The sequence below is a fragment of the Streptomyces sp. URMC 127 genome, from assembly GCF_051386535.1.
Classification (GTDB): Bacteria; Actinomycetota; Actinomycetes; order Streptomycetales; family Streptomycetaceae; genus Streptomyces.
The window spans coordinates 1-3,437 of sequence record NZ_JBPQTW010000371.1 but is presented as its reverse complement, the minus strand read 5'-3'; the positions used below and the strand labels follow the sequence as shown (position 1 = coordinate 3,437).

Annotated in this window: 3 protein-coding genes and 1 pseudogene; 1 reads left to right on the top strand and 3 read right to left on the bottom strand. The window is 72.6% G+C overall.

Features of this window, described 5'->3' with window-relative positions:
- Positions 1 to 391: pseudogene (locus ACSNOH_RS34060) on the top strand (hypothetical protein); the annotation flags it as partial.
- A gap of 67 nt (positions 392 to 458) precedes the next feature.
- Here ACSNOH_RS34060 and ACSNOH_RS34055 read toward each other — a convergent pair.
- From ACSNOH_RS34055 to ACSNOH_RS34045, 3 genes are all read right to left on the bottom strand, one after another.
- A complete protein-coding gene (locus ACSNOH_RS34055; protein ID WP_436725318.1) occupies positions 459 to 2,135 on the bottom strand; it encodes an MDR family MFS transporter in 1,677 nt (558 codons plus the stop codon).
- 106 nt (positions 2,136 to 2,241) lie between these two features.
- Entirely contained in the window at positions 2,242 to 3,015 is a 774-nt protein-coding gene (locus ACSNOH_RS34050) for a hypothetical protein (RefSeq protein ID WP_436725317.1), read from the bottom strand.
- An 8-nt stretch (positions 3,016 to 3,023) separates the two neighbouring features.
- The coding region (locus ACSNOH_RS34045) for a hypothetical protein (protein ID WP_436725316.1) at positions 3,024 to 3,437 on the bottom strand (414 nt) is incomplete at its 5' end.

Below are 3,437 nucleotides of genomic sequence, written 5' to 3'. Positions count from 1 at the left end.
CCCCGAGGCCCCGCACGACGACCCGGACGAAGCCCCCGAGCCCGCCGAGCCGGAGGACCCTCACGCAAGGCGCACGGCAGAAAACCCGCAAGGGCCGCCGCGCACCGAGGCGCCCCCAGCCGCCGAACCGGCTGACGACGCCCCGGAGACCGCCCCGGATCCGGACGCCCCCGCGGACCCGGACCAGGGCGAACAGTCCCCCGGCGGCCGCGGCTCGCGTGACGCGCCGGACGGCCTGCCGGACGAACAGGGGCAAACGGACTGGGGGCAGGACATGATTGACGGGTTCAATCCCGACCCCGGGGCCGACGACACATGGATCCGGCTGCGCCCCGGAATCAACCGTCAGGGCCTCGGCGCCGCGACCGGAGCCGGCGAAGGCGACAGATAAGAAAGCCGAACAAAGGCGGGCGGGCCCAGGTCAGCGACCTGGGCCCCACCGCTTCACGCAGAGCGCGTCACCGCCCCGCCGCGGCCGCCTCCTTCGACTCCGCAGCGGCGGGAGCCGCAGGAGCCGCAGGAGCCTCGCCCGGCTCGGGCTCCGGGCGGCGATCCCTGGGGATGAGGGCCAGAAGCAGGCCCACGGCCAGAAGCGTGCCGCTCACCAGGAAGACCGTCTGCATCGCGTCGGCCATGCCCTCCAGGAAGGGGCGGGCCAGGCGGGCGTCGGCGTGGGTGAGGAAGGAGCTGTCGTCCAGGGAGACGGCGCCGTTCCGGCCGGCGAGAAGCGTCTGGTTGGCCGGCTGGGAGGTGACCGCCGGGTCGGCGAGGGCGGCCTTGAAGCCCGGGTCGGACGCGGCGCGGCCGTAGGCGTCGGCGATCCTGCCGCCGACCGAGCCGAAGAAGAGCGAGAAGAAGACGCTGATGCCCACCGTGCCGCCGACGGAGCGGAAGAAGGCGAAGGAGCCCATCCCGGCGCCCATGTACCGCGGCTCGACGCCCCGCTGGATGGCGGTCACCATGACCTGCCAGCACATGCCGATGCCGGTGCCCATGACCCCGGCCGCGACCCCCGCCTGCCACATCGCCGTGCCCGCGCCGAACGACGCGAACCAGAACGTGGCGGCCATCATCAGCACGATGCCGGTCAGCATGGAGCCCTTGAAGTTGCCGGTGCGCGTGACGTGCGCGCTGCACAGCCGGCCGGCGACGATGATGCCGAGCGTCTGCGGCAGCATCATCAGACCCGCCTCGGTCGGCGAAAGACCCTTGACGATCTGCAGGTAGAGCGGCAGGACGGCGAGCGAGCCGAAGACGGCCGCGCCGACGATCGTGTTGACCCCGTTGTAGATCGAGAAGACGGGGTTGCGGAACATCGGGGTGGGGAGCAGCGCCGCGCCCCCGGCCCGCCGCTGCGCCATCAGGAAGAGCACGAGCCCGACGGCCCCCACGGCGAAGAGTCCCAGCGTGCCGGCCGAGCTCCAGCCCCACTTCGGGCCCTGCTCGACGGCGAAGAGCACGGGCACCAGGAAGAGGACGAGGGTGACGACGCCCGCGACGTCGGGCTTCTCCGCCGAGCGGCCCGCCTTGGCCCGTACCTGACTGGCAATCAGCACCACGGCCGCGGCGCCGACCGGCACGTTGATGAAGAACGCCCAGCGCCAGCCGTCCGCACCGGCGAAGCTGTCCAGCCCGGCGAAGAACCCGCCGACGACCGGCCCGACGACGGCGGAGACGCCGAAGACCGCCCCGAACCAGGCCTGGTAACGGCTGCGCTCGGCGGGCGGCAGCAGATCGGCGAGGATGGCGAACGCTAGGCTCATCAGACCGCCCGCGCCGAGCCCCTGGACGCCCCGGAAGACCGACAGCATCACCATGGACGAGGCGAGCCCGCACAGCACCGAACCGGCGATGAAGACCGTCACCGCCGTGACGTAGAGCGGCCGGCGGCCGTAGATGTCGGACAGCTTGCCGTAGAGGGCCGTGGTGACCACCGAGGTGATCATGTACGAGGTGTTGGCCCAGGCCTGCTGCGAGAGGCCGTTGAGGTCGTCGGCGATGGTGCGGAGCGCCGCGGACATGATGGTCTGGTCGAGCGCCGACATGAACAGGCCGAGCATCAGCCCGGCCATGACGAGTCTCATGCGGCGCCGGTCGATCACCGGCGTGCCGCCCGGGGCAGCTGTGTCCGTCATCGTCGTTCCATCCGTCCTTGGGCCGGGGCCGTGGGTAGGTGACGGCCCTGTTGAGGCGATGGATCAAGGATGGAATCTCAAGCGGACTTGAGGTCAAGGCGATCGATCAGCCTTCTTCGCCCGGATCTTCGTCGCCTTCGTCATCGTCGTCGCCTTCGCCCTCGTCGTCCTCGTCGTCATCTTCGTAAGGCGCCTCTTCCATCAGCCGCTCCGCGATGTCGTCGACCCAGGCCTCGGCCCAGCGCAGGAGCTCGGCGCGGTCGGACTCGTCCAGCCCGCAGGCGGCGTACTCGGAGTCGGCGATCCACTCGGCGCGGGCGAGCCGGGCCTGGAGGTCGGTGAGGTCGAACCCGGCGTCACCGGCGTGCCGGCGGCCGAGCTCCTCCAGTTCGACGTGCGACCAGGAGCCGGACGCGGCGCGCACGTGGACGAGGTCGCGGGCCAGGCCGCGGTCGGCGAGGTCGCGCACGGCCATGCCGAGTACGTCCTCGACGGCGGGCACGGGCCCGTACGGACCGAGCACGGGCGGCCGCAGCAGCGTCTCCTTGCGGAGGCCGACGGCACAGTGCTCGCCGGTCGCGGCGTCGGTGACGAGGAGCCGGGCTTCGGACGGCTCGGTCTGCCAACCACGCTCCCGCAGGCCGTCGGAGAGGGCGGACACGAGACCGGGCATGGGGTCGGGCGCCTCGGTGACCACCTCCAGGCCGGTGTCGCGGCGGGCGGCGCCGGCGGTCAGGAGACCGTGCGCCTCAAGGGCGTACGTACCGCCGAGGAGCAGCGGGAACATCGAGCCGGCCGCCATCACGTCCGGCAGCAGGCGCCGGTGCAGTCCGTGCGGAGCGCTCTCGTACGCCGACGGGTCGCTTTCGTACGAACTCATGGCCGCGATTATTCCGGAAGCACGCCCTCGACCAGGTCGGATACGCGCTGCAGCTCGGGCTGGATCTCGTCCGCCCCGGCCCGGTCGACGGCGGCGAGCCGCCACCAGACGGCGCGGGCGTTGTGCAGGACGCGGCGGGTCTCGTCGGCGGGTGCCTGGGCGTTGTGCCGCCGCTCGGCGGTCCGCAGGTGCAGCCGCATGATCGCGGCCCAGTCCTCCTGCAGGAGCAGCGCCAGCCAGGCGCGCGTGCCGAGCACGCCGACGGTGTGCGGATGCAACGGCCCGTACTCCCGGTCCAGCGCCCCTTCCAGCTCCCGCGCGGCCAGCGCGGCCCCGGCGAGATCCCCGCGCAGCTCGGCCCCGACGATCCGGCCGAAGCGCTCGGCGTGGTGCGGGGGGAGGGGGGTGTGCCAGTCGGGGGC